Below are 21163 nucleotides of genomic sequence, written 5' to 3'. Positions count from 1 at the left end.
GTCAGTACGTCACCTCCTGTGCGCGGCGGCGGATCACGGTGACCTCGTCGCGCTGGTTCCCGGTGGGGCCCAGGTAGTTGAAGGCGAACGACAGCTGGGCGTAACCGCCGATCAGATGGGTGGGCTTGATCAGCAGGCGGGTCAGCGAATTGTGGATGCCGCCCCGGCGCCCGGTCGTCTCGCTGCGGGGGACGTCGATGAGCCGGTCCTGGGCGTGATGCATGTAGACGGTGCCCTCGGGCATGCGGTGCGAGACGATCGCGCGCGCCACCACGACGCCGTTGCGGTTGACCGCCTCCACCCAGTCGTTGTCGGCCACCCCGATCTTCGCCGCGTCCCGGTCGCTGATCCAGATCGTGGGGCCGCCGCGCGACAACGACAGCATGAGCAGGTTGTCCTGGTACTCCGAATGGATGGACCACTTGCTGTGCGGGGTCAGGTACCGCACGGCGACGCCGAGCGCGCCCTGCTCGCCGGTGCGCGGCTCGCCGAACAGGACGTGCATGTCGAGCGGCGGCCGGTAGACCGGGAGCTGCTCGCCGAACTCGGCGATCCAGTCGTGATCGAGGTAGAAGTGCTGGCGCCCGGTGAGGGTGTGCCAGGGCTTGAGCCGCTCGACGTTGATGGTGAACGGCGAGTACCGGCGCCCGCCGCTCTCCGAGCCCGACCACTCCGGCGAGGTGATCACCGGCGTCGGCCTGGCCTGGGTGTCGGCGAAGGTGATCTGCCTGCCCGCGTGCTCGGCGGCCAGGTCGGCCAGCGCCGTGCCGGTGCGCTCCTCCAGCGCCCGGAACCCCTGCACGGCCAGGTGCCCGTTGGTGGTGCCCGACAGCGCCAGGATCGCCTCGCAGGCATGCACGTCGCGGACCAGGGACGGGCGCCCGTCGGCCGGCCCGCCGCGGATCACCCCGTTCTTGTACCGCAGGTACTCCACCGGGCGGTCCAGCTCGAACGTGACGCCCTTGACGGTCGCGCCGAGCGTCTCCGCCAGCGGGCCCAGGGCGGCCATCTTGTCGGCGACGGCCCCGTAGTCGCGTTCGACGACCGCCAGCTTCGGCATGGTCGCGCCCGGCACCGGCGCGCACTCCCCGTTCTTCCAGTCGCGGACGCGTCCGTGCGGGACGGCCAGCTCGTCGGGGGTGTCGTGCGTCAGCGGGACCGCCACCACGTCCCTGCGGACGCCCAGGTGCACGGCGGCCAGCCGGCTGAACGCGGCGGCGATCGCCTGGAAGGCGTCCCAGTCGGTGCGGGCCTGCCAGGGCGGGGCGATCGCCGGGTTGAACGAGTGCACGAACGGGTGCATGTCGGTGGTGCTGAGGTCGTGCTTCTCGTACCAGGTCGCCGCCGGCAGCACGATGTCGGAGCAGAGCGTGGTGCTGGTCATCCGGAAGTCCAGCGACACCAGCAGGTCGAGCTTGCCGGTGGGGGCCTCCTCGCGCCACACCACGTCCTTCGGCCGCGCCTCGGGCGGCGCCTCGGCGGCGCGCAGCTGGGAGTCGGCGCCGAGCAGGTGCTTGAGGAAGTACTCGTCGCCCTTGGCCGAGGAGCCCAGCAGGTTGGCCCGCCACACCGTGAGGATCCGCGGGAAGTTCTCCGGCGCGTCGGGATCCTCGCACGCGAACCGCAGCCGCCCCCGCTCCAGCTCCGCCACCACGTACTCCTCGACCGGCGCCCCCGCCGCCTCCGCCTCGTCGGCCAGGTCGAGGGGGTTGCGGTCGAACGTCGGATAGGACGGCATCCAGCCCAGCCGCGCCGCCTGCGCGATGACGTCCGCGGTGCTCTTGCCCGCCAGCCGCCCCTCGCCGGTCGCGGCGGCGAGGACGTCGACGCCGAAGCGGTCGTAGCGGAACTGGTCGGTGTGCAGGTACCAGTACGCCGTGCTGATCATCTGGCGGGGCGGGCGCGTCCAGTCCAGCGCGAAGGCCAGCTGCGCCCAGCCGGCGAACGGGCGGCACTTCTCCTGGCCCACGTAGTGCGCCCAGCCTCCGCCGTTGACGCCCTGGCAGCCGGTCAGCGCGGTCAGCGCCAGGAACGCCCGGTAGATGGTGTCGGAGTGGAACCAGTGGTTGGTGCCCGCCCCCATGATGATCATCGATCGGCCGGAGGTGGCCTCGGCGTTGGCGGCGAACTCCCGCGCGATCCGGGCCGCCGCCCGGGCGGGCACCCCGGTGATCCGCTCCTGCCAGGCCGGGGTGCACGGCTCGTCCGCGTCCTCGTATCCGGACGGCCAGGTGCCCGGCAGCCCGTCCCGGCGCACCCCGTACTGGGCGAGCAGCAGGTCGAACACGGTGGTGACCAGGTGCCCGCCGATCTCCCGCGCCGGCACGCCCCGGCGCAGCGCTCCCGGCGTCCCGTCCGGGGCGTCGAACCGCGGCAGCTCCACCGCCACCGGCGTCGCGGCGTCGCCTTCGAGCGACAGCAGCGGGTCGGCGTCCCCCAGGTCCAGGTTCCACCGGCCCGCGCCCTGCGCCCCGTACCGGAACCCCAGCGACCCGTTCGGCACCAGCGGGCGACCGGTGACGCCGTCCAGCACCACCGTCTTGAACGCCGCGTTCTCGCTCCGCGCCTCGGCCCCCGGCAGGTCGGCCGCGGTCAGGAATTTGCCCGGCCGGTGCGCCCCGTCCGCCCCGGCCTCCAGCCGCACCAGGAACGGCAGGTCGGTGTACCGCTTGGCGTACTCGACGAAGTAGCCGACCCGCCGGTCGACGAAGAACTCTTTGAGGATCACATGCCCCATCGCCAGGGCCAGGGCGCCGTCGGTGCCCGGCCGGGGCGCCAGCCACTCGTCGGCGAACGTGACGTTGTCGGCGTAGTCGGGGGAGACCGCCACCACCTTCTGGCCCCGGTAGCGGGCCTCGGCCATCCAGTGCGAGTCCGGGGTGCGGGTCACCGGCAGATTGGACCCCCACATGATCAGATAGCCGGCGTCCCACCAGTCGCCCGCCTCCGGCACGTCCGTCTGATCCCCGAACACCTGCGGGGACGCCACCGGCAGGTCGGCGTACCAGTCGTAGAACGACAGCATCGTCCCGCCGATCAGCGAGATGAACCGCGCCCCCGACGCGTGCGAGACCGGCGACATCGCCGGGATGGGGGAGAACCCCGCGATCCGGTCCGGCCCGTGGGTCTTGATGGTGTGCACGTGCGCGGCGGCGATCATCTCCACCGCCTCGTCCCAGCTCGCCCGCACCAGCCCGCCGCGTCCGCGCGCGGACTTGTAGCGCCGGGCGCACTCGGGATCGGACACCACCTGCGCCCAGGCCGCCACCGGGTCGCCGGTCCGCGCCTTGGCCGCGCGGTACATCTCCAGCAGCACGCCGCGCACATACGGGTAGCGGACCCGGGTGGGGGAGTAGGTGTACCAGGAGAACGCCGCGCCCCGGGGACAGCCCCGAGGCTCGTACTCCGGCCGGTCCGGTCCCGCCGACGGATAGTCGGTCTGCTGCGCCTCCCAGGTGATGATCCCGTCCTTGACGTACACCTTCCACGAACAGGAACCGGTGCAGTTCACCCCGTGGGTGGAGCGCACCACCTTGTCGTGCGCCCACCGGTCCCGGTAGAACTCGTCGGCCTCCCGCCCGCCCTCGCGGTACACGGCCCGCCGGTCCGGGGAGATCTCCGCCCTGGTGAAGTACCGGCGGGTCTTCACCAGCGCGTCCATCACCGGGCCGTCCAGCCGCGCCCGGCGGCCGTCTCCGTTCGCAGCGCTCATCTCCCTCGCAACCCCTCGATCTCGGTCGTCGGCACGGTCCCGGCCCGCCGGGCGCGCCGAGCCCTCCGCACGACCGTGGCGGTGAACAGCGCGGACGCCGCCGCGACCGCCGCCAGCAGCGCCAGGCCCGGCGCATACGACCCGGTGGAGTCGTGGATCATGCCCATCACCAGCGGCGGGACGAACCCGCCGAGCCCGCCGGCCGCGCCCACCACGCCGGTCACCGACCCCACCCGCTCCGGCGGCGCCAGCAGCGCCACCAGGGCGAACACCGCGCCGCTCCCGGCGCCCAGCGCGGCGGCCATGGACAGGAACGCGATCGTGCCCAGCGGCGCCAGCGGCGGGGCGAACGCCTGCACCGCCGCCCCCGCGGTCACCGCGACCAGCGCCGCCGCCAGCACCCGATCGGCCCCCAGCCGGTCCGACAGCCAGCCGCCGACCGGCCGCGCCAGCACCGCCACCACCACGAATCCGGCCATCCGGCGCGCGGCGTCGGCCTGCCCCAGCCCGTACTCGATCCGCAGATAGGCCGGCAGGTAGACCGAGAACGCCACGTACCCGCCGAACGCCACCGCGTACAGCCAGGACGCCTGCCAGGTGACGCCCAGCCGCCCCGCCGCCGCCAGTCCGCGGGCCATCGGCTCGGCGGGGGACGCGCGGCGGCCGGGCGCCTCCCGCAGCACCGCCGCGGCCACCGCCGCATAGACCGCCAGCACGGCCGCCGTCACCAGGAACGGGGCCGCCGGCCCCCATGCGTCGACCATCGGCACCGTCGTCAGCGCGCTGATCGCGGTGCCGCCCATCCCGGCGCCGAACACCCCGATCGCCAGTCCGCGCCGATGCGGCGGGAACCACGCGTTGACGAACGGCACCCCCACGGCGAACACCGTCCCGCCGACGCCCAGGAAGAACCCGCCGATCAGCAGCGTCGCCAGCGACGAGCGCCCCAGCAGCCCCACATAGAGCACCGGGAGCGCGGTGAGCGCCGAGACCAGCGGGAACATCACCCGCCCGCCGAACCGATCGGTCAGCGCCCCCACCGGGATCCGCCCCAGCGACCCCACCACCACCGGCACCGCCACCAGCAGCGCCTGCTGGAACGAGGTCAGCTCCAGCGCCTCCCTGAACCGGGGACCGAGCGGGCTCAGCAGCGCCCACGCCCAGAAGTTCACCGCGAACCCCACGGTGGCCGTCGCCAGCATCACCATGGGCCTGCGGTCCGCGGCCGTTCCGGGCGCAGGGGGAGCACCGGCCGTCCGCCGCCGCTGTCGTGCCACCATCCCTCACTTCCCGCACACCGTCGGCGACCGAGCCCGGGACGACCGGGAACTGCCCGGCCGCCCGCCGGGTAATCACGCCGACCCACGATCACCGCCGCCGCCCGACCCGTCATAGGGACCTTGGTCCCCGCCGCGCGGGCATTCCGTCCCGGTGTTCACCGGCCGGACGCACCGGACCGGACCGCGGCCAGACGGCCCCGTGACGGGGCCGGTGACCCGCGGACGCCCCGCCGGACGGGCGCCGCGGCGGCGGAGACCGGGGACGGAGGTCCCCCCATCGAGGGACCTTCGGTTCTGACCGACGAGGACGGGCAGATGGTGGGGTGGGGAATATCGACATGTTTGGGGGCGAGATGTCCGGAACATGGGTGCGCGAGCGCCACCAGGCCGCGGACCGGTTCGCCAAGGACGCCGAATACGCGGTCCAGGTGGCCCGGTGGGCGCCGTCGGTGCACAACACCCAGCCGTGGCGGTTCGGCATCGGGGATCGGCGGATCAGCGTCCGAGGCGATGCGGAACGGCGTCTGGAGGTGGCCGACCCCACCGGTCGGCAGATGCTGATCAGCTGCGGAGCGGCGATCTTCACGCTGGTGCTGGCGTTGCGATGGCGCGGATACGCGCCGCGGGTGCGGTTGCTGCCGGACCCCGACCGGCCGCAGCTGCTGGCCGAGGTCACCTTGGACGAGCCGGCGGGCGGGGCGGCCGAGGCGTCGGAGGAGACGGGCCGGTTGCTGGGCCAGGTGCGGCTGCGGTGCACGCACCGCGGACCGTTCCTGCCCATGCGGCTGCCGGCGGGCCTGCTGTTGCTGCTGCGCGAGGAGGTGCGGCGAGAGGGCGGCGCGCTGCACGTGGTCACCGGTGAGCACGCCGTGGGGGCGCTGGCGGCGCTGACCCGGGCGGCCGAGCATCTGCAGCAGCTGGACCCGGCCTACGACGCCGAGGTCATGCGTTGGGCGCCCGCCCCCGGCAGCAGCCGCCCCGACGGCGTCCACGCCGGCTCCTACCCCCGCGAGGACGAGCCCACCGAGCCGCATTTCGCGGCGCGGGACTTCGCCCGGGGCCAGGGTTGGGGGACGCCGTCCGACTCCGAGGCCGGCTCCGGACGGCTGACCGTCGGCACGGTCGCGGTGCTCACCACCCGGTCCGACGGTCCCGAGGACTGGCTGCGGGCGGGGCGGGCGCTGCAGCGGATGCTGCTGCGGGCCCAGGCCGAGGGCGGCGTGTCGGCGGCGTTCCACACTCAGCCGCTGGAGATCCCGGAGCTGCGCGAGGTCATCCGGAGCCGGCTGTGCGGCGGTGAGCATCCGCAGATGCTGCTGCGGCTGGGCATGGCCGAGAGCGAGCGCACCACCGTCCGCCGCCCGCCCGACGAGGTGATCGACGAGGATCGGTGAACAGAGGATGACGAGCCCCCGGGACCCTCCGTCCCGGGGGCTCGTCGGTGGGAAGGGACGAGAGACCGATCACGGCGCGATGATCGGCCCTCGGTGCGCGTCCTGATCGCTCAGGACGACCCGTCGGCGGACCCGATGCGCCGCCCGGACACCAGGCCCGCCCGGATGCGGATGAAGTGCTCGCGCTTGCCGGGGGCCCACGGTTCGGGGGCCAGCCGCTCCAGTCGGGCCCGCTCGGCGGGGTCGGTCACCACGCGGGCGGGGCCGACCAGCACCACCGACCAGCCGGTGCGCGTCGCCGGGTCGTACTCGTCGGCCTCGAAGGCGACGATGGCGTTGCGGGCGGCGGCCGCCAGCTTGGACCCCGCGCCGGTGCGGATGATCACGTCTTCGCCGTCCAGGGCGAAGTTCACCGGCAGCACGGCCGGCAGGGCGCGATCGGTGAACACGATCCGACCCAGCGGCGCCCGGGCGAGCAGCGACAGGCACTCGTCGTGTTCGAGGACCTCCAGGCCCCTGGTGTCGAACGGCATGTGCCCAGTCTCGCCGAAGCGCCCAGGCCGTCCCCAGGGTCCAAAGTCCCGGACTTCGCCGGAGCCGCGGCCGGGCCCCGATCAGCCGCCGGCGCTCCGCCGGCCTCCGGACTGGGAGGCCTTGAGCCGGGCGGCCAGCGCGGCGACCTGGGTGCGTCGGCGCATGTCGAGCTTGGCGAGCAGGTTGGAGACGTAGTTCTTGACGGTCTTCTCGGCCAGGAACATCCGCTCCCCGATCTGCCGGTTGGTCAGGCCCTCGCCGATCAGCTCCAGGATCTGGCGCTCCTGGTCGGTCAGCGCGGCGAGCGGGTCCTTGCGGGCCGCGCGGTCGCGCACCCGCTCCAGCATGCGGGCGGTGCTGACCGGGTCCAGCAGGGACTGGCCCGAGGCGACGGTGCGGATCGCCCCCACCAGGTCCGAACCGTGGATCTGCTTGAGCACATATCCCGACGCGCCGGCCATCACGGCGTCGAACAGGGCGTCCTCGTCCTCGAAGGAGGTCAGCATCAGGCAGGCCATCTCCGGCAGCTGAGAGCGGACCTCCCGGCAGACGCTCACCCCGTCGCCGTCGGGCAGCCGCACGTCCAGCACCGCCACGTCCGGCCGGGCGGCGGGGATGCGGGCCAGCGCCTGGTCGGCGGAGCCGGCCTCACCGACGACCTCCATGTCGTCTTCGGCCGACAGCAGGGCGGCCACCCCCCGGCGCACGACCTCGTGGTCGTCCACCAGGAACACCCGGATCGGGCGGCTCGGAGCGGAGTGCGGCGTGGTCGGCGTGGTCATGGCGGCCTTCCTCGTGTGCCGGGACGAGTGACATCGACGTTAGTCCCCCTTCTCGGGCGGTCGACGCGCCGAACGTCCCCCACGGGTGGGACCAAGGTCCTCGGGAGGTCCGCCTTAGACTGGCCACGTGTCCACAGACCGCGAGCCGGGCGAGGAGCGGACCAGGACCGGGCCGGCCCTGCCCCAGCTGAGGTTGGACGAGCTGCTGGCCGAGGTGCAGGCCAGGCTGCAGACGGTGATGGCGACGCGGGACCGGATGCACGCCCTGCTGGAGGCCGTGGTCTCCATCGGCAGCGACCTGGATCTGGACACGGTGCTGCACCGGCTCACCGAGGCCGCCGCCACCCTGGTGGACGCCCGGTACGGCGCGCTGGGCGTGATCGACGAGGAGGGGGAGCGCCTCGCCCGCTTCTTCGCCGTCGGGATGTCGCAGGAGGAGATCGAGGCGGTCGGCCACTGGCCGCACGGTCACGGCATCCTCGGCCTGCTGATCAAGGACCCTCGGCCGCTGCGGCTGCACGACCTGACCGAGCATCCCTCCTTCTACGGCTTTCCCCCCGGCCATCCCCCGATGAAGCAGTTCCTGGGGGTGCCGATCCGGGTCCGCGGCGAGGTGTTCGGCAACCTCTACCTGACCGAGAAGATCGGCGGCGGCGACTTCGACGAGGAGGACGAGACCGTCGTCACCGCGCTGGCCACCGCCGCCGGCGTGGCGGTCGAGAACGCCCGCCTGTACGAGGAGGGCCGCCGCCGCGAGCGGTGGCTGAAGGCCTCCGGCGAGGTCACCACCGCCCTGCTGTCGGGGCGCGACCGGGGCGAGGTCATGGGACTGGTGGCCGAACGGGCCCGCCGGATCTGCGACGCGCACCTGGCGGCGGTGTCGCTGCTGGACCGGGCGGCCTCCCGGCTGGTGGTGCAGGCCGCCGCCGGCCCGGACGCCGACCGGCTGCGCGGGCTGCGCCTGCCCTCGGACCAGGGGGTGGTCGCCGCCGTCTGCGGCACCGGCGAGTCGCGGGCCCTGGCCGAGGGGCACCCCGACGCCGCCGAGGTGCTGCCCGGCGTCGCGGTGGGCCCGGTGCTGGTGACCCCGCTCGTCGAGGGCGACCGGGTGCAGGGCGTCGTCGCGGTGGCCGGCCCGCCCGGCGGAGCGGCGTTCGGGGAGGAGACCCGACGGCTGCTGGAGGCCTTCGCCGGTCCGGTGACCGTGGCGCTGGAGCTGGCCGAGCGCCGCCGCGACGCCGAACGGATCGCGCTGCTGGAGGACCGCGACCGGATCGCCAAGGACCTGCACGACACCGTGATCCAGCGGCTGTTCGCCACCGCCATGACGCTGATGAGCGCGGCCAAGCTGGTCGACCACCCGGACGTGGCCCAGCGGATCCATCGCGCGATCGACGACCTGGACGACACCATCCGGCAGATCCGCTCCACCATCTTCGCCCTGCAGACCGGCCCCGACGAGGAGGGGCTGCGCAGCCGCCTGCACGCGGTGGTGGACGACGCCGCCGAACAGCTGGGCTTCGCGCCCTCGGTGCGGCTGGACGGCCTGCTCGACACCGTCGTCGAGGACGAGGTGGCCGAGCACCTCATCGCCGTGACCCGCGAGGCGCTGTCCAATGTGGCGCGGCACGCCGAGGCCGGCGAGGCGGCCGTCACCGTGAGCGTCGGCGACGATCTCGTGCTGCGCGTCGACGACGACGGCGTGGGCATCCCCAAGGGGGGACGGCGCAGCGGCCTGCGCAACATGGCCGAGCGCGCCGAACGCCTCGGCGGCGACTTCAGCACCCGTGACCGTCCCGGAGGCGGCACCACGCTGGTGTGGCGGGTGCCGCTCCGCCGCGACGCCTGACCCGCCCGGCCCGATGATCGGCCTCCCGCCGACCGGGGCCGCGGGCGAACGCCCGCTCAGCCCGGGGCGTCCGGGGCGCCGTCCCAGCAGCCGCCGGGGGCGACGGTGACGAACCGGCCCCGATGGCGGATCCGGACGGGGGAGGCGGCGTCGGGACGCAGCCGCACGTGCAGCCGGTCGTGGCGGCAGGTCAGGTCGATGCCCCAGCGGCCCCGGTAGCGCAGGCTCAGGCGCAACGTGGTGACGGCGGGCGGGAGCCGGGGATCCAGGTACAGGGCGTCGCCGCGGGCGGCGACCCCGGCGTGGCAGCGCTGGACCAGGTCGACGCTGCCGGCCATCGCCCCCAGATGGACGCCCTCGGCGGTGGTGCCGTGCCGGCCGTCGGCGACGTCGCCGCGGAGGACCTCCAGGAAGACCCGCCAGGCCTCGTCGCCGTCGACACGGGCCAGGATCCAGGCGCGGACCAGGGCGCTGAGCGAGGACCCGTCACAGGTGCGGGGAAGGTAGTAGCGGATCGTCCGGTCGATCAGTCCGGCGTCGCAGCGGTACCCGAGCCGGGTGAGGACGGCGTCGAGCTCCTGCGGCGACAGCAGGTGGCAGAGCATGAGGACGTCGGCCTGCTTGGAGACCTTGTACCGGTTGACGGTGTCGTTCTCGGCCTCCAGGATCCGGTCCATGCGGCGGATGTCGCCGTACTCGGCCCGGTAGCGGTCCCAGTCGAGCTCGGCCAGGCGTTCGTAGCCTTCGAACTGGCTGATCACGCCGTCGTGGAAGGGCACCGTGAGCCTGCGGCTGACCTCGTCGAACCGTTCGATCTCCGCCCGCGTCAGCCCCAGGCGCTCCCGCAGCTCCTCGCCGCGCTGCTCGGGCAGCACGGCGAGGACGTCCAGGGCGCGGCACAGCACCCAGGCGGTCATGACGTTGGTGTAGGCGTTGTTGTCCACCCCCGGTTCGGCGCGGTCGGGATGGCCGTCGTGGTATTCGTCGGGTCCCACGACGCCGCGGATCTCATAGCGGCCGGAGGCCTGGTCGCGGACGGCCAGGTCGGCGAAGCAACGGGCGATCTCCAGCAGCATCTCGGCGCCGTACTCGGCGAGGAACTCCTCGTCGCCGGTGGCCTCGTGGAAGCGCCACACGTTGTAGGCGACGGCCAGCCCCACATGGCGCTGCAGGTGCGAGTGGTCGGGCAGCCAGCGGCCGGAGAGGGGGTTGAGATGCAGCCGCTGGGTCTCCTCCCGCCCGTCGCCGCCGCTCTGCCAGGGGTACAGCGCGCCGCGGCACCCGGCCTCGCGCGCCGCCCACCTGGCCTCCGGCAGCCTGCGCCACCGGTACATCAGCAGGGAACGGGAGATCTCGGGGAAGCGCACGTTCAACAGCGGCAGGATGAACAGCTCGTCCCAGAACACATGCCCCCGATAGGCCTCGCCGTGCAGCCCTCGGGCCGGCACCCCCGCGTCCAGGCCGACGGTGTGCTCGGACACGGTCTGCAGCAGGTGGAACATGTGCAGGTTGAGGATCCGCTGGACGTCCTCGACGTCCACCTCGATCCGGCAGCGCCGCCATATCCGGCTCCAGGCCAGGGCGTGCCGTTCCAGCAGATCGTCGAAGGAGCCCGCGCGCCGCGCCCACCGGACGGCGGCGATCCGGCACTCCTCGATCGCGGGGTCCCGGGAGGTGGCGATCGCCGAGACCTTCTCGACCGTGACCGGGACGCCCCGGACGCAGTCCAGGGAGATCTCCTGCGTCCCGTGGTCGCCCGCGAGGCGCGTGACGGGCCGGGCCGCCGGACGGGCGCGCACGCGCACGGCGGTGGCGATGCCGATGCGGGACGTCCGGGTCGTGGTCCGCAGGCACACGACGTCGTCGCCGTGCCGGGTCAGGCCGTCCACCGTCAGATGGCGTCCCTCCAGATCCCGGTATCGGGCCACGCCGCGGTTGACGACCCTCCCGTCCAGGGGGCATCGGACGTGCAGGCGGGCGTTCCAGTTCTCGGGGACGACGGTCGTCTCCAGCGCCGCCAGGTGCGGCTCGTCCATGGAGACCAGCCGCCGCTGCGTGACCCGGGTCCGCCGCCCCGCCTCGTCACGGAAGCGCACGGATCTGGTCAGCACGCCGCGTTCGATGTCCAGCGTCTGCCGGTGTTCCAGCAGCCGTCCGGCGGCGGCCGCGGCGTCCACGGAGAACCACGCCCCGTCGGCGATCCGGAACGTCAGCGCCGTCCAGTCCGGCGTGTTGACCAGGTCCTCGTTCTCCACCGCCTGTCCGGCGACCCGTGAGGTCAGCCGGTCGTAGCACCCGATGACGTACGTTCCGGGGTAGTGGACGCCGTCGGCGGACGCCTCCGGGGCCGACCCCCGGGTGGCGAAGTATCCGTTGCCCAGGGTGCACAGCGCCTCCCGGCGCCCTTCGGCCGCGGGATCGTAGCCGTCGTAGGACAGCGTCCAGCGGCTCGTCGTCTCGCGCCTTCCGCGCTCGGCGGGGAGGCCGCCGGCCTCCGTTCTGCCGCCTGCGCTCATCGGCCGGTCCCGGCCCGTCCGCGCTCCTCGCGAGGGCTACTTCTTGACGGCGATCCGCTTGGTCTTCGGCTTGTCCGTGGCGGGCAGCGGGACCTTCACGGTGAGGACGCCCTTGTCGTACGAAGCCGTGATGTCGTCGACGTCGACGTCGGCGGGCAGCACCAGCGACCGGGAGAACGAGCCGTAGCGGAACTCCGACCGGCGGGCCTCCTTCTTCTCCTCGCGGCGCTCGCCGCGGATGGTCAGCACGCCTCCGGAGACGGTGATCTCGACGTCCTTGTCGGGGTCCACGCCGGGCAGCTCGGCGCGCACCACATAGGCGCCGTCCTCGGTGTAGTCCTCGACCCGGATGCTCTGCGTGAGGCCGGGACGCGGTGCGAAGGGCGCCTCCAGCCAGTCGAGCAGGGCGGGGAACAGCCGCTCCGGCTCCAGACGTTCGAGCGTGCTCATCGTGACCTCCTCCGATGAGGGCTTCTCTCACCCCCATCCCATACCGCCCAGAAGGCTCATGAAAGGGACGTTCGCCCCAAAGAAGGATCAAGTCCTTCCCCTGGGAAAGGGACTTGGGCCTCTGGCGGCGCCCCGGCGGCCCACGGGATCGTGACGCGATCTGCTCGTGCGCGGGTCGTGTGCGGAGAGGGCGGCCGGAGAGGGATGCCGGCGCCGCGCCCGGGTATCGCAGGAGTCCGGGAGCCGGGGCGGGGGAGCGCCGAATGAACGTGATCGATCTGGCACGGGTCGACGCGGCCCTGATCGGGCTGGCGGGCGGCAAGGCCGCCGGGCTCGGCGAGCTGATCGGGGCCGGCGAGCGGGTGCCCGCGGGATTCTGCGTCACCACCGAGGTCCACGCCGCCGCGCGGGACACCGGCGCGATGCCGCCCGCCGCGCGCGCGGAGATCGTCGACGCCTACCGGCGGCTGGGAGGCGGCGCGGTGGCGGTGCGGTCCAGCGCCACCGCCGAGGACCTGCCCGAGGCCAGCTTCGCCGGCCAGCAGGAGACCTACCTGAACGTGCGCGGCGCGGAGGAGGTGGTCGACGCCGTCCGGCGCTGCTGGGACTCGCTGTGGACCGAACGCGCGACCGCCTACCGCGAGGCGAACGGCATCGACCATGGGTCCGTCCGGATGGCGGTGGTCGTGCAGCGGATGATCGAACCGCGGGTCGCGGGGGTGCTGTTCACCGCCGACCCGGTGACCGGCGGCCGCGACACCATGACCGTCGACGCCGCCCCCGGACCGGGCGTCGCCGTCGTCGAGGGGACCGTGGTGCCCGACCACTACGTGCTGCGGGCGCGGGAGCCGGCCGCGTCCGGCGGCGGCTGTCTGGACGCGGCACGTCTGGAGGAGCTGCGCGCGGCGGGTCTGCGCGTCCAGCGGCACTTCGGGACGCCCCAGGACATCGAGTGGGCGATCGACGCCGACGGCGTGCTGTGGCTGCTGCAGTCCCGGCCGGTCACCGGCCTGTTCCCGCTCCCGCCGGACACCGGCCGGCCGCACCCCCGGGTGTATCTCAACTTCAGTCCCGCCCAGGGCATGCACCGGCCGTTCACCCCCATGGGCATGGCCGTGATGAAGATGGCGACGGCCAGGTGGTGGAACGCGTTCGGGGTCGGGGATCGGGCCCACCCGATCGACGGCCCGGCGGGGATCGTCGACGTGGGCGGGCGCATGTTCGGCGACGCGACCCGCTATGCGCGCAGCAGGACGGCCCGCCGGTTCCTCCTCACGGTGATGCGGATCGAGGGGCCGCGGGTCGCCGCGGCCCTCGAGCTCGTCCTGCGGGATCCGCGGTTCCGGCCGCGGCCCGGGCTTCCGGTCGGCCCGCGCTCCCTGGCGGCGTTCTCGACCCGGCTGCTGCCGTCCTTGATCGCCGCGACGGCGCGGACGCTCGCCCGCCCGGACGCCGTCCGGGCACGGGCGTTCGAGACCGCCGAGCGGATGCGCCGGGCGATACGGCCGCCCGCGGAGCCGGCCGCCGCGTCCGACCGGCTGCGGTTCGTGGAGGGAGCCCATGCGTCGCTGCTGACCCGCACGATGGTGAACGAGCTCGTCTGGCCCGTCTACGCGGGCGTCCTGGCCGCCGACATCCCCGTGCTCCTGCTGAAGGGAGTCGCCTCCGAAGGGGAGGTGCGGACGGTGCTCGGCGGCATGCCCCACAACGTCACCACCGAGATGGACCTGGAGCTGTGGCGGCTGGCGGCGAACGCCCGGGAGCACCGCGACCTCCTGGTGAACACCCCGCCCGCCGAGCTGGCCGCCGGATACCGGCGCGGCGAGCTGCCCGACATCGGACTGGAGGGGTTCCTGGCCGCCTACGGGCATCGCGCGGCCGCCGAGGTCGACGTCGGCCGGCCCCGCTGGATCGAGGACCCGGCCCCGGTCTTCACCGCGATCGCCAACTACCTCCGCGTCACCGACCCCGAACAGGCCCCCGACCGGCGCTTCGTCTCGGCGGCGCGCGCCGCCGAGACGAAGCTCGAGGAGCTGGTCCGGCGGGCCCGCTCGCGGCGCCCGGTCCGGGCCCGCCTCGCCGGGTTCCTGCTGCGCCGGGCCCGGGCCGTGTGCGGGCTGCGGGAGCTGCCCAAGTTCGTCTGGACCCGCCTGCTGCACGAGGTGCGGCGCCAGCTCCTGCTGGTCGGCGCGGAACTGGCCGGGCGCGGCCTGCTCGACCGCCCCGAGGACGTGATGTTCCTGGACGTCCGCGAGGCGTGGGCGGCCGTGGCCGGCGCCGACATGAGGGACCGGGTCGCCGGAAGACGCGCGGAGTACGAGCGGGAGGTGCGGCGGCGCCACGTCCCCAACGTCCTGCTGTCCGACGGGACCGACATGGAGACGCTCGTCCCGGCTCTCTCCCGGGAGGGGGCGCTCGTCGGGATGCCCGGGGCGACCGGCGTCGTCACCGGTCCGGCACGGGTGATCTCCGACCCCTCGGGCGCCCGCCTGGAACCGGGCGAGATCCTGGTGGCGCCCTCCACCGATCCCGGCTGGACGCCGCTGTTCATGACGGCCGGGGGACTGGTCACCGAGACGGGCGGCCCCAACTCCCACGGCCCCACCGTGGCCAGGGAGTACGGCATTCCCGCGGTGATCGGCGTGGCCCGCGCCACCCACGAGATCCGCACCGGCCGGCGGGTGACCCTGGACGGCGCCGCGGGCGTCGTGCGCCTCGAGCCGCCGGCCGCCGCCGGCCCGCCCGCACCCCGGTGAACGACCGCCCGCCGGATCCGGGTCCCGTCACCGTGCGGCCGGGCTCCCGGCGGCGAGTCGGCGGCTCTCCCGGGCGGGCCTCGGCCTCATCCTCCGAAGGCCGCCGGGAGGCGATCGCAGGCGACCGGAGGCGGACCGGCCGCCGGCGCGCCCCGGCCCCGGCGGCGTCCACCGGCCGGTGGACGCCCTTGCGGCCGTGCGCGGTGCGGCCGGCGCGCTCAGGCGGCCAGGACCTTGTCCTTGGCGCGCTGGTACTCCTCGGCGGTGAGGGCGCCGTGCTCCTTGAGCTCGGCGAGCCGGGCGAGCTCCTCGGCGTGACCGGCGGACCCCGCGGTCGCGAGGTGGCGGGCCTCGAGCTCACGTGTCCGGGCGGCCTCCCGCCCGCCCATGCCGCGACCGCGCGCGACCAGGTAGACGAAGACGCCGAGGAACGGCAGGACGATGACGAAGACCGTCCAGGCCGCCTTGGCCCAGCCGTTCAGCCCGTCGTCGCGGAAGATGTCGGCGATGACGCGGAACAGCAGCGTGAACCAGATGACCCACAGGAAGAGGTACATCATCGTCAAGAAGAGGTTGAGCAGCGGATAGCCGTCCATGGTCGACTCCTCCCGTCGTGTTCTTCCGCCGGGCGGCGCTCGCACCGGACGCGGCGTCGCGGGGCGCTCCGGATTCCATCGTCCGGCGCGCCCGGCCGTCGGGGGTCACCTGCCGCGGGTGATCCGATGCCCGCCCGTGCGACGTGCCGTCGCCGGGGTGAGGGACCCGCGTGAGGGCTTGCGCGGGACCGGGCGGGCGGGACGGGAGCCCGGCCTCAGAGGATCGACAGGCGCCGGGCCCGCCGCACGGCGTCGGCCCTGCGGGTCACCCCCAGCTTCCGGTAGACGTGCTTGAGGTGCGTCTTGACCGTGTTGGGCGACAGGCACAGCTCGGCGGCGATCTCCTCGGTGCTCATCATCCGCGCCAGGCAGGCCAGGACGTCGGCCTCGCGCGGGCTCGGCCGCTCGACGACGGTCGTCTCCGCCCGCCCGCCGTGCGCCGGGGCCTCGGCGGCGTCGACCATGCGCAGCGGGTCCAGCAGCCCGGCGTGCGGCCGGGCCAGTTCCGGATCGCGCCGCAGGATCGGACGCAGCCACCTCCGGGACCGCGCGAACGGAAGCCGGATCCGGCCGCGCTCGGCCAGCCGCAGGGCCCGGTCCAGCGCCCGGCGGCCCTGCGCAGGGTCCCGGCCGGCGTAGGACAGGCGGGCGTCCAGCAGCCGGGCCTCGACCTGGACGTCGATCGGGACGCCCGCCGGTTCGGCCAGGACGCGGCGCATCATGTCGGCCGCGTCGACGGTCCGGCCGCGGGACAGTTCGGCGCGCGCCAGCGCTACGGCGGCGTCCGCGTGCGCGGCGCCCCCGGCCAGCTCGGCCGCCAGGGCCGCCGCATCCGGTGCGCCCAGCGCCGTCTGGGCCTCCGCCGCCACGAGCCACAGCCTGCGTTCCAGCCAGGGCGTGCGCGGTGCGGAGCCGCCGATGTCGCCGAGCGTCCGCAAGGCCCGTTCCGGCCGGTCCCGTGCGTTCTCCAGACGGGCCTCGATCATCCGCCGCAGCGCGGACAGCAGGGGATCGGGGCGGGCCCGTGACGCCCGTCCGGCCTTGTCCAGCTCGACGCGCGCCCGGTCGAGCTCATAGCGCTCCAGATGCACCCAGGCGCCCGCCAGGTGCGCGGCCGCGACCCGCCTGCCCGGCGGGCAGGCCGACACCTCGGGGAGCCGAGCGGCCCGGCCGACGAGTTCGGCGGCGCGCCCGAAGCGGCCGAGCAGCGCCTCGACGAGCGCCAGATGCCCCAGGCACGACCGGTGCTGGAAGTCCCCGCCCGCCTGCACGGCCGCGGAGAGGGCCGCCTCGAAGAGCCGGGCGGCCTCCGGCAGCCGCCCCCCGTGCAGCGCCGTGTCGGCGCGGGCCGACAGCAGCAGGGCGCGTGCCTCCGGGCGATCTCGCAGCACCTGTTCCGGCAGCCCGCCCAAGAGACCGAGCGGCTCGTCCGTGAGATCACCGGATCCGGGGACGTCCCGGGACCGGGGCCCGGCCAGGCGCACCAGGGCGGCGCACAGCCGCGCCGCCCGCGTCGATGCGTCCCGGGTGTTCCGCATGAGTCCGTCGGCGTGCCGGAGCGCCGCCGCACAGGCGCGGTCGTCGCCTCCGGCGGCCTCCACGGCGGCGACGACGACGGCCGGTTCCGGTTCGGAGGCGGTGAACACCAGGCGGCCCGGCAGGGAGCCGAACAGGTCGGTGAGCGGGTCCGCCGGGCACAGGCCGAGCACCCGTCCGATCGCGAGCCGGTCGACGACGAGCCGGGCCGCGTACCCCCACTCCTGCGCCCTGAGCGCCTGCCGGACGGCCTCGGTCAGGCGGCCTGCGCGGTCGAACCAGGCGGCCGCCCGTCGATGCAGCTCGGGAACCTCGGCGGGCGACTCGTGGCGGAGGAGGAGGGCGAACGCCTCGCGGATCATCGGATGCCAGCGGTACCGGCCGTGCCCCAGCGGTGTGAAGAAGGCGTTCCGGCGGACCGTTTCGGCGAAGGCGCGGCCCGCCTCCTCACCGGCCAGCGTCGCGGCGAGCCCGGCGTCGACGCGATCGACGACGCTGGTGCGCAGCAGCAGACCGCGGACGCCGGCCGGGAGGGGGTCGAGCACCTCCTCCAGCAGGTAGGCGACGACCGCCGGGTCGTCCCCGGCGAACTGCGCCGCGAACTCCTCGGGGTCGGGGCGGGCCTCCATGGCCAGCGCGGCCAGGCGCACCCCGGCCGCCCATCCTCCGGTCCGTTCGGCGAGCGCGCGCAGCGACGCCGGACCGAGCCGCACGCCGTGCTGGGCCAGCACCGCGGCGATCTCGCGGTCGTCGAACGCCAGATCTTCGGTGCGGATCTCGGTGAGCCGGCCCTCCAGCGCGTATCGGCGCAGCGGTAGCGGCGGGTCGCCGCGGGCGGTGACGACCAGGCACAGCCCGGGATCGGCGCGCCCCAGCAGACCGGCCGCGAAGGCGGCGGCCGCGGAGCCGGGCTCGGCCCGCAGGTCGTCGATCACCACGGCCACGGGGACGCCGAGCCGGGCCGGGAGCGCGGCGATGTCCGCCGCGAGCGCGTCCGCATCGGTCCGCGGCGTCGGACCGGCCACGGCGTCGGCCGCCGGAGCCGACGACCGGTCCGACGCGCCGCACGGCCTCTCCCACGGCCTCTCCACCGGCGTCGGCAGCCGATCGCCGGACACCCACAGGACGGGGCCCGCCGAACGCGGCCGGGCGGCCGCCCATGCGGTGACGGCCGCGGTCTTCCCCGAACCCGGCGGACCGACCACCACGGTGAGCGGCCCGCGGACGCCCCTGCGCAGGAGCCTCAGCAGCCGGGGACGCGCGACGGTCCGCTCCGGCGGCGGCGGAGCCGCCCAGCGTGCGGGAACTCGATGATCCGACATGCGCACCCGCAGGGTCGCCGGACGACGTCGTGCGGTCGACGGCTCACCGTCCGGTGCGGGCCCCGCCTCCTCCGTCTCCTCTCGCGCAGGGGCCTACCCACCGGTGGAGGTTCATGCACGACGTGGACGTGCCGTCCCGGTCGCGGGCGCCCGACCCGGCGTCGGCCCCGGAGCGGCGAGAGAGCACGCCGCATCGCCTTCCACGGCCGCCGACCGGGGACGAAGGTCCCTGACGGTGAGGGCTTTGTACCGCAGCCGGGGGGGAACGGCGTGCGCGCACGCTGGTGTCAGGCGGCCGAGCTCCGGTCCGGCGTTCATCGGGCGGGCGCCGGACCGGCGGCCCCGCTGAACGGAGGAGAACGATGAACACGTCCCTTCCCGCCGTCATCGTGGGGACCGACGGATCGCCCGCGGCGGACCGGGCGGTCGAGTGGGCCGCGGACGAGGCCGCGCGCAGAAGGCTTCCCCTGCGCATCGTGCACGCGATCGACATGCCCGGATATCTGCTGATGGCCGACGCCGCCGGCGTGCACGAGTACATCGTCGGCGCCGGCGAGGCCCTGGTGGCGGAGGCCGAGAAGCTCGCCCGGAAGCGTCACCCCGACCTGACGGTGACGACCCTGCTGGAACGCGGCCCGGTCCCGCAGGTTCTGCGCGAGCAGGCCGACGGCTCGGCCATGCTGGTGCTCGGGCATCGCGGTCTGGGCGGTTTCACCAGTCTGCTGCTGGGCTCCACCGGACTGCGCGTGGCGGGGTTCACGCCCGGTCCGGTCGTCATCGTGCGCGGCGAGACCGCCGACCGGGGCGAGGTGCTGGCCGGCGTCGACCTGTTCACCGACAGCGAGGAGACGCTCGCCTTCGCGTTCCACGAGGCGTGCCTGCGCCGGGCCCGGCTGCGGGTGGTGTACGCCTTCCGGCCCGCCGAGCCCCTCATCGCCGCGGACGACCGCATCGACCTGAGCGAGATCGAGGCCGACCGCCGCGCCCGGCTGGAGGAGATCCTCGCCCGCTGGCGGGAGCGCCACCCCAGCGTCCGCGTGATCCCCGAGGTCGTCCGCGACCATCCGGTGTCGGCCCTGGTCGACGCCTCCCGTCGGGCCGATCTCCTGGTGGTCGGCGCCCTCGGCCACGGCATTCTGAAGGGCGCGTTCCTGGGCTCGGTCAGCCACGGGGTCGTCCATCACGCCCACTGCCCCGTCGCCGTGGTCGGCCCGCGGGCCTGACGCGCCGCGCGTCCGGGCCGGCCCCGGCCGCGCGGCGCGTCGCCCGCCCCCTCCGGCCCGGTCGCAGGTCCGCGGTCCGTTCCGGCGGAGCGTGCGGGGGTAGGGCCAACGGTTCCGGAGAAGGTGCTCCGGCCGGCGACGGCCTCTGGCGAAGGGGGGAGGCCATGGAGGGCTGTTCGCGCGTGGTGGTGGGGTACGACGGCACGCCGGAGAGCGAGTCGGCCGTCCGGTGGGCCGCGCGGGAGGCGAAGGCGCGGCGGGTGCCGTTGACGGTGTGCCACGCCTGGCGGTGGCCCTACCCGGCCGGCTTCGTCGACGAGGAGGGCCGGGCGATCGTCAGGCGCATGGGGCGGCACGTGCTGAGCCGCGGCGCCCGGATCGCCGAGGAGCACGCCCCCGGGGTCCCGGTGCGCGAGCTGCTGCTGGACGGCCCGGCGGCGACGGCGCTGCTGCGCGAATCCGACGACGCGATGATCGTGATCGGCTCCCGCGAGGAACGGGAGCTGCCGGTCGGCTCGCTGGTGCTGCAGCTGCCGGCGCGCTCCCGCGGCCCGGTGGTGGTGGTCCGGAACGAGGGGGCGGGGGAGGGACGTGTCGTGGCGGGGGTGGACGGGTCGGACGGGTCGGACGCGGTGCTGGGGTTCGCCTTCCAGGAGGCTGCGCTGCGGGAGTGGCAGGTGCACGTCGTGTACGGCTGCTGGGCGCCCAGCGGCGCTCCCTATGGGGACATCGCGGCGTTCGCCGACAAGGCCGGGCTGGAACGGGCCTGCGAGGCCCGGCTGCGCCGGGCCGTCGACCCGTGGACCGGGCGCTACCCGCGGGTGAGCGTGCGCACGTCCGTGGTGATGGACGAGCCGCGCCGGTCGCTGCTGGAGGCGGCGCGCCGCGCGGACCTGCTCGTGGTGGGCGACCGCGGGGTGCGGGGGCTGCGTCTGCAGGCGCTCGGCACGACCACCGTGTCCATGCTGCAGCTCGCCCCCTGCACCGTCGCCGTGGTCCACGTCGCCCGTCCTCGATGACCCCGCCCCGGGACGGGACGTCGCCCGAGGGCCGTCCGGCGCATCCGCCCCGGACGTTCGCCGGGCGCCCCGAGGCCCGCCCTGCGCCGCCGCGAAGGGCCGGGCCGGTCAGCCCACCAGGGCCGCCAGCGCCTCGGCGGCCGCGGGATGCTCGGCCAGCAGCGCGGCCGCCTCCGACGCCGCGGCCGGCGCCG

General features: G+C 74.8%; 13 protein-coding genes. 5 read left to right on the top strand and 8 right to left on the bottom strand.

Translation table 11 applies throughout. The features are described from left to right. Position 1: 1 nt before the first annotated feature. Both EIO00_RS18755 and EIO00_RS18750 read right to left on the bottom strand, forming a co-directional pair. A complete protein-coding gene (locus EIO00_RS18755) occupies positions 2-3712 on the bottom strand; it encodes a nitrate reductase subunit alpha (protein ID WP_175596276.1) in 3711 nt (1236 codons plus the stop codon). Next, positions 3709-4920, bottom strand: a complete 1212-nt coding sequence (locus tag EIO00_RS18750) for an MFS transporter (protein WP_206664187.1) — start codon at positions 4918-4920, stop codon at positions 3709-3711. Before EIO00_RS18750 ends, EIO00_RS18755 begins: the two co-directional genes overlap by 4 nt. A 410-nt stretch (positions 4921-5330) precedes the next feature. Between EIO00_RS18750 and EIO00_RS18745 the strand changes: the two genes are divergently transcribed. Beyond that, positions 5331-6386, top strand: coding sequence for an Acg family FMN-binding oxidoreductase (locus EIO00_RS18745; RefSeq protein ID WP_140180764.1), 1056 nt, complete (start codon positions 5331-5333; stop codon positions 6384-6386). A gap of 110 nt (positions 6387-6496) precedes the next feature. Here the strand turns inward: EIO00_RS18745 and EIO00_RS18740 are convergent, their stop codons facing one another. Further along, on the bottom strand, positions 6497-6919 hold the full coding sequence (locus EIO00_RS18740; protein WP_140180762.1) for a pyridoxamine 5'-phosphate oxidase family protein: 423 nt from the start codon (positions 6917-6919) through the stop codon (positions 6497-6499). 81 nt (positions 6920-7000) lie between these two features. After that, positions 7001-7702: a response regulator gene (locus tag EIO00_RS18735; RefSeq protein ID WP_140180760.1), complete on the bottom strand. Its 702-nt coding sequence runs from the start codon at positions 7700-7702 to the stop codon at positions 7001-7003. A gap of 127 nt (positions 7703-7829) precedes the next feature. Here EIO00_RS18735 and EIO00_RS18730 point away from each other — a divergent pair, with 127 nt between their 5' ends. Next, positions 7830-9551 (top strand): GAF domain-containing sensor histidine kinase, encoded by a 1722-nt coding sequence (locus EIO00_RS18730; protein WP_175596275.1) that lies wholly within the window; start codon positions 7830-7832, stop codon positions 9549-9551. A 56-nt stretch (positions 9552-9607) separates the two neighbouring features. Here EIO00_RS18730 and EIO00_RS18725 read toward each other — a convergent pair whose 3' ends face one another. Both EIO00_RS18725 and EIO00_RS18720 read right to left on the bottom strand, forming a co-directional pair. Next, positions 9608-12067, bottom strand: coding sequence for a glycoside hydrolase family 65 protein (locus EIO00_RS18725; RefSeq protein ID WP_140180758.1), 2460 nt, complete (start codon positions 12065-12067; stop codon positions 9608-9610). 36 nt (positions 12068-12103) lie between these two features. Further along, entirely contained in the window at positions 12104-12517 is a 414-nt protein-coding gene (locus tag EIO00_RS18720) for an Hsp20/alpha crystallin family protein (RefSeq protein ID WP_140180756.1), read from the bottom strand. A 263-nt stretch (positions 12518-12780) separates the two neighbouring features. On the opposite strand from EIO00_RS18720, the gene EIO00_RS18715 reads away from it, so the two are divergent. Beyond that, complete coding sequence (locus EIO00_RS18715; RefSeq protein ID WP_140180754.1) at positions 12781-15273, top strand: PEP/pyruvate-binding domain-containing protein; 2493 nt, start codon at positions 12781-12783, stop codon at positions 15271-15273. A gap of 218 nt (positions 15274-15491) precedes the next feature. Here the strand turns inward: EIO00_RS18715 and EIO00_RS18710 are convergent, their stop codons facing one another. Together EIO00_RS18710 and EIO00_RS25685 are read right to left on the bottom strand one after the other, a co-directional pair. Beyond that, positions 15492-15869: an SHOCT domain-containing protein gene (locus tag EIO00_RS18710; protein ID WP_140180752.1), complete on the bottom strand. Its 378-nt coding sequence runs from the start codon at positions 15867-15869 to the stop codon at positions 15492-15494. Between the two features lie 215 nt (positions 15870-16084). After that, positions 16085-18727 carry a winged helix-turn-helix domain-containing protein gene (locus EIO00_RS25685; protein ID WP_140180750.1) on the bottom strand — a complete coding sequence of 881 codons (2643 nt, stop codon included), beginning with the start codon at positions 18725-18727 and terminating at the stop codon, positions 16085-16087. A 362-nt stretch (positions 18728-19089) separates the two neighbouring features. Here EIO00_RS25685 and EIO00_RS18700 point away from each other — a divergent pair, with 362 nt between their 5' ends. Continuing rightward, complete coding sequence (locus EIO00_RS18700) at positions 19090-19950, top strand: universal stress protein (protein ID WP_140180748.1); 861 nt, start codon at positions 19090-19092, stop codon at positions 19948-19950. A gap of 164 nt (positions 19951-20114) precedes the next feature. Beyond that, entirely contained in the window at positions 20115-20969 is an 855-nt protein-coding gene (locus EIO00_RS18695) for a universal stress protein (RefSeq protein WP_140180746.1), read from the top strand. Positions 20970-21163: the final 194 nt, after the last annotated feature.

It is taken from the genome of Thermomonospora catenispora, from assembly GCF_006363815.1.
Taxonomy (GTDB): Bacteria; Actinomycetota; Actinomycetes; order Streptosporangiales; family Streptosporangiaceae; genus Thermomonospora; species Thermomonospora catenispora.
Note: the sequence above shows the minus strand (reverse complement) of the source record. Positions and strands in the feature narration are given on the sequence as shown.

What these genes read in the sequence shown, in the direction of transcription:
- EIO00_RS18735 (WP_140180760.1), bottom strand. Translation starts at nt 7,702, where the DNA reads ATGACCACGCCGACCACGCCGCACTCCGCTCCGAGCCGCCCGATCCGG.
- EIO00_RS18755 (WP_175596276.1), bottom strand. Translation starts at nt 3,712, where the DNA reads ATGAGCGCTGCGAACGGAGACGGCCGCCGGGCGCGGCTGGACGGCCCG.
- EIO00_RS18715 (WP_140180754.1), top strand. Translation starts at nt 12,781, where the DNA reads ATGAACGTGATCGATCTGGCACGGGTCGACGCGGCCCTGATCGGGCTG.
- EIO00_RS18710 (WP_140180752.1), bottom strand. Translation starts at nt 15,869, where the DNA reads ATGGACGGCTATCCGCTGCTCAACCTCTTCTTGACGATGATGTACCTC.
- EIO00_RS18720 (WP_140180756.1), bottom strand. Translation starts at nt 12,517, where the DNA reads ATGAGCACGCTCGAACGTCTGGAGCCGGAGCGGCTGTTCCCCGCCCTG.
- EIO00_RS18740 (WP_140180762.1), bottom strand. Translation starts at nt 6,919, where the DNA reads ATGCCGTTCGACACCAGGGGCCTGGAGGTCCTCGAACACGACGAGTGC.
- EIO00_RS25685 (WP_140180750.1), bottom strand. Translation starts at nt 18,727, where the DNA reads ATGTCGGATCATCGAGTTCCCGCACGCTGGGCGGCTCCGCCGCCGCCG.
- EIO00_RS18700 (WP_140180748.1), top strand. Translation starts at nt 19,090, where the DNA reads ATGAACACGTCCCTTCCCGCCGTCATCGTGGGGACCGACGGATCGCCC.
- EIO00_RS18745 (WP_140180764.1), top strand. Translation starts at nt 5,331, where the DNA reads ATGTTTGGGGGCGAGATGTCCGGAACATGGGTGCGCGAGCGCCACCAG.
- EIO00_RS18725 (WP_140180758.1), bottom strand. Translation starts at nt 12,067, where the DNA reads ATGAGCGCAGGCGGCAGAACGGAGGCCGGCGGCCTCCCCGCCGAGCGC.
- EIO00_RS18750 (WP_206664187.1), bottom strand. Translation starts at nt 4,920, where the DNA reads ATGGTGATGCTGGCGACGGCCACCGTGGGGTTCGCGGTGAACTTCTGG.
- EIO00_RS18695 (WP_140180746.1), top strand. Translation starts at nt 20,115, where the DNA reads ATGGAGGGCTGTTCGCGCGTGGTGGTGGGGTACGACGGCACGCCGGAG.